We start from the raw sequence: 3,796 nt of genomic DNA, 5'->3' as shown, positions 1-3,796 counted from the left end.
AAAATGATCTACATATCCCGCAAAGAACATTTCAACGCGGCACATAAGCTTTATAATCCTCAGTGGACGAAGGAAAAGAATGCCGAAGTTTTCGGCCCTTGTGCTAATGAGAATTGGCACGGACATAATTTTGATCTGATCGTAACCGTAAAAGGAACCCCCGATCCAGATACCGGCTTTGTTGCCGATCTTAAAAAATTGAGTATTATGATCCGTGAAGAGGTTATTGAAAAGCTCGATCATAAGAACCTCAATGTCGATGTCGATTTTATGCAAGGTAAACTTGCCAGCTGCGAGAATTTGGTAATAGAGATATGGAAGATATTGGATGCGAAACTGCCGTCTGTAACCTCTTATGGAAAGCTTCACAGCGTTCGCCTGTATGAAACCCCTCGTAACTACGTTGAGTACTTCGGTGAATAGAATCTGGATTCATTGTACTTCATATATCCTAATTTGTATTTTTAAGCATGCGATATTATATCATTGCCGGAGAGCGTTCAGGTGATCTGCATGGAGGCAATCTGGTGAAGGCGCTCCGCCAACGCGACACAAACGCTACGTTTCGCGGAATGGGAGGAGAGTCTATGGCGAACGCAGGTGTCGATCTCATGGTGCATTACGGAGATCTCGCGTTCATGGGGTTTATTGAGGTTGTTACTAACATCAATAAGATATCCAACTATATTAAGCAATGTAAGAATGACATTCTGAAGTTTAACCCGGATGTAGTTATACTCATAGACTACGGAGGCTTCAACAGACGCATTGCTAAGTTTGCTAAAAAGAAAGGCATTAAAGTCTTTTACTATATTCCGCCTAAAGTGTGGGCCTGGTATCAAAGCAGAGCGTTGGAGCTCAAGCAGAATGTAGATCAGATGTTTGTGATTCTTCCCTTTGAGAAATCATTTTTTAAGAAGTTTGATGTAGATGTAGATTATGTTGGCAATCCAGTGCTCGATGCTGTAAAAGCGCACGAAGCCGATGATAAATTTTTAACAAAGAATAACCTCAATGAAGCATCGCTGGTTGCTCTTTTGCCCGGCAGCCGTAAACAGGAATTAAAAACCATTATACCGTTAATGGCTGGCGTTGCTAAACAGTTTCCTGATAAGCAATTTGCAGTGGCTGCAGTACGTGATCTCGATCAAACGCTATATGATCCTTTACGTAATTTACCTAATGTAAAATTTGTTGTTGAAGATACCTATAATTTACTTCAACATGCTAAAACAGCCATCGTAACATCCGGAACGGCAACACTGGAAACTGCGCTCTTCCGGGTGCCTCAGGTGGTGGTTTACAAGACTGCCTTTTTAACGTATTATATAGTGAAGCTACTCATCAAAGTGCCCTATATTTCACTCGTTAATTTAATTGCTGATAAAGAAGTTGTAAGGGAAATGATCCAGGGAGATGCGAGTGTGGAGAAAGTATCGAACGAACTCGCTTTGTTATTGAATGATTCCAGTTATCGTCAAAAGATGCTGGATAATTATGATTTCATCATTAAGATTCTGGATACCGGTTCTGCTTCTGAAAATGCGGCCCGGCTTATGGTGGGATACTTACAAAAAAACTGATTTGTAAAGAATATAGATACCCTTTACAAATCAGCTTATCTGATTAGGCTGCTTTCAATTTGCTGTACTGTGACTTGCTGAATTTCTCTTCAGCATACGCACGGTTGATGACTAAACGATCTGTATTTTTCTCAGATGGTAATTCAAACATAGCATCGTTGATGATCGCTTCGCAGATACCACGCAAACCGCGGGCACCCAGTTTGAACTCCATCGCTTTTTCTACTATAAAATCGATCGCGCCTTCTTTAAATTCGAGCTCGATCTCTTCCATGTCAAACAGCTTTTTGTATTGTTTGATGAGGGCATTCTTGGGTTCAGTCAAAATGCGTTGCAGAGTTTCGCGATCTAACGGATTCAGGAATGAAACTACAGGCAAGCGACCAATAAGTTCAGGTATCAGTCCGAAACTTTTCAAATCCTGCGCTGTAATAAACTTCAGCAAGTTGTCTTTATCAATATCCCCAGGATGTAACCCATCATGTCCGGCAACAAATCCCAGCGGACGAGTATTCAAGCGATTACCTATAAATCTGGATATTCCTTCAAAGGCACCGCCGCAGATAAAGAGTATATTTTCCGTGTTCACCGTGATCATCTTCTGATCAGGATGCTTGCGTCCTCCCTGAGGTGGAACGTTTACTGCAGTTCCTTCAAGTAGCTTGAGCAATGCCTGCTGAACACCTTCACCACTCACATCGCGGGTAATAGAAGGATTGTCAGATTTACGGGCTATTTTATCGATCTCGTCAATATATACGATGCCACGTTCAGCAGCTTCTACGTTGTAGTCGGCCGCTTGTAGTAAGCGTGTCAAAATGCTTTCAACATCTTCCCCTACATAACCGGCTTCGGTTAATACAGTGGCATCTGCTATACAAAAAGGAACCTGAAGAATTTTGGCAAGCGTGCGCGCCAGGTATGTTTTACCAGTACCGGTTTCGCCAACCATAATGATGTTGGATTTTTCAATGGTTACATCACTGTCGAGTTTGCGCTGCATCAATCGCTTATAGTGATTGTATACTGCAACTGACATAACCTTCTTGGCCTCATCCTGACCGATAACGTATTCGTCAAGAAATTTCTTGATCTCGCGAGGCTTTACAAGTTTAAAGTTGGGAGAGAACCCAGCTTCGGTTTTGCTTTTCTTCTCTTCGCTGAGAATTTGGTTAGCCTGCGTTACGCATTTATCACAAATGTGGGCATGTATACCCGAGATCATCAGGTCTACGTCTTTTTTGCTTCTACCGCAAAATGAACAGGTAACTTCAGCCATACGTTAAATTAAATTAAAAACCGATGCTCAGAATAACCTCAAAGGTACTGAATATTCTGAACATCGGTTGGACAGAAAACGTGCGGAAACGTTAGTTTTTCTTACGCTCCAACACTTCGTCTATAAGACCATATTCCTTCGCTTCCAGTGCGCGCATCCAGTAGTCGCGATCAGAATCCTTCTCTATTTTCTCATATTTCTGGCCGCTGTGCTTTGACAGGATGTTATAAAGATCCTTTTTCACCTCGAGCGTTTGCTTCAGGGAAATCTCCATATCGGAAGCTTGTCCTTGCATGCCGCTCATCGGTTGGTGAATCATAACACGTGCGTGTGGAAGAGCAGAACGCTTTTTCGCAGCGCCCGCAGTCAATAGAACAGCTCCCATAGAAGCTGCCAACCCCGTACAGATAGTAGCTACGTCCGGATTTACATATTGCATGGTGTCGTAGATACCAAGCCCCGCGTATACAGAGCCTCCCGGGCTATTGATGTACATGATGATGTCTTTGCGCGGATCTGATGATTCAAGGAAAAGCAATTGTGCTGTAATCAGGTTAGCAACCTGATCGTCAATACCCATTCCCAGGAAAATGATGCGATCGGAGATAAGGCGGGTAAACACATCTATTGCACGGAAGTTTCCCGGGCGCTCTTCAATCACATATTGTGTCATATTCTGAATTTGCTGTGCATAGCTGTCAACGGTATTACCGCTCATCCCTAAATGATGTACGGCGTACTTTCTGAATTCATTGTTATACTGCATATTAATAATGGATAATTACGTTGGCGAATTTCGATTGAAATAATGGTAATCTTAGCTATCCAAGTTCAAAATTCCAACCATTCGGTTCTTTAAACCCATTTAAAAAGAAAATGGTTTTAACCCGGATTGTTACCGGACTAAAACCATTGACGTAAAGCTTGTTAGTTT

The 3,796-nt window shown here is 42.2% G+C and carries 4 protein-coding genes; 2 read left to right on the top strand and 2 right to left on the bottom strand.

Annotated features, from left to right (window positions below):
- Window positions 1–3: 3 nt before the first annotated feature.
- Window positions 4–423, top strand: coding sequence for a 6-pyruvoyl trahydropterin synthase family protein (locus V7Q33_RS22655; protein WP_331977093.1), 420 nt, complete (start codon window positions 4–6; stop codon window positions 421–423).
- Window positions 424–470: 47 nt separating this feature from the next.
- The gene (lpxB, locus tag V7Q33_RS22650) at window positions 471–1,583 is read left to right on the top strand and encodes a lipid-A-disaccharide synthase (RefSeq protein ID WP_331977091.1); all 1,113 of its coding nucleotides are present in this window, start codon (window positions 471–473) and stop codon (window positions 1,581–1,583) included.
- A 43-nt stretch (window positions 1,584–1,626) separates the two neighbouring features.
- Here the strand turns inward: lpxB and clpX are convergent, their stop codons facing one another.
- Window positions 1,627–2,862: an ATP-dependent Clp protease ATP-binding subunit ClpX gene (gene clpX, locus V7Q33_RS22645; protein WP_331977089.1), complete on the bottom strand. Its 1,236-nt coding sequence runs from the start codon at window positions 2,860–2,862 to the stop codon at window positions 1,627–1,629.
- A 91-nt stretch (window positions 2,863–2,953) separates the two neighbouring features.
- Window positions 2,954–3,628: a ClpP family protease gene (locus tag V7Q33_RS22640; protein WP_331977087.1), complete on the bottom strand. Its 675-nt coding sequence runs from the start codon at window positions 3,626–3,628 to the stop codon at window positions 2,954–2,956.
- Window positions 3,629–3,796: the final 168 nt, after the last annotated feature.

Source organism: Ohtaekwangia sp., assembly GCF_036786105.1.
Lineage (GTDB): Bacteria > Bacteroidota > Bacteroidia > Cytophagales > Cyclobacteriaceae > Ohtaekwangia.
Note: the sequence above shows the minus strand (reverse complement) of the source record. Positions and strands in the feature narration are given on the sequence as shown.

What these genes read in the sequence shown, in the direction of transcription:
- V7Q33_RS22655 (WP_331977093.1), top strand. Translation starts at nt 4, where the DNA reads ATGATCTACATATCCCGCAAAGAACATTTCAACGCGGCACATAAGCTT.
- lpxB (WP_331977091.1), top strand. Translation starts at nt 471, where the DNA reads ATGCGATATTATATCATTGCCGGAGAGCGTTCAGGTGATCTGCATGGA.
- clpX (WP_331977089.1), bottom strand. Translation starts at nt 2,862, where the DNA reads ATGGCTGAAGTTACCTGTTCATTTTGCGGTAGAAGCAAAAAAGACGTA.
- V7Q33_RS22640 (WP_331977087.1), bottom strand. Translation starts at nt 3,628, where the DNA reads ATGCAGTATAACAATGAATTCAGAAAGTACGCCGTACATCATTTAGGG.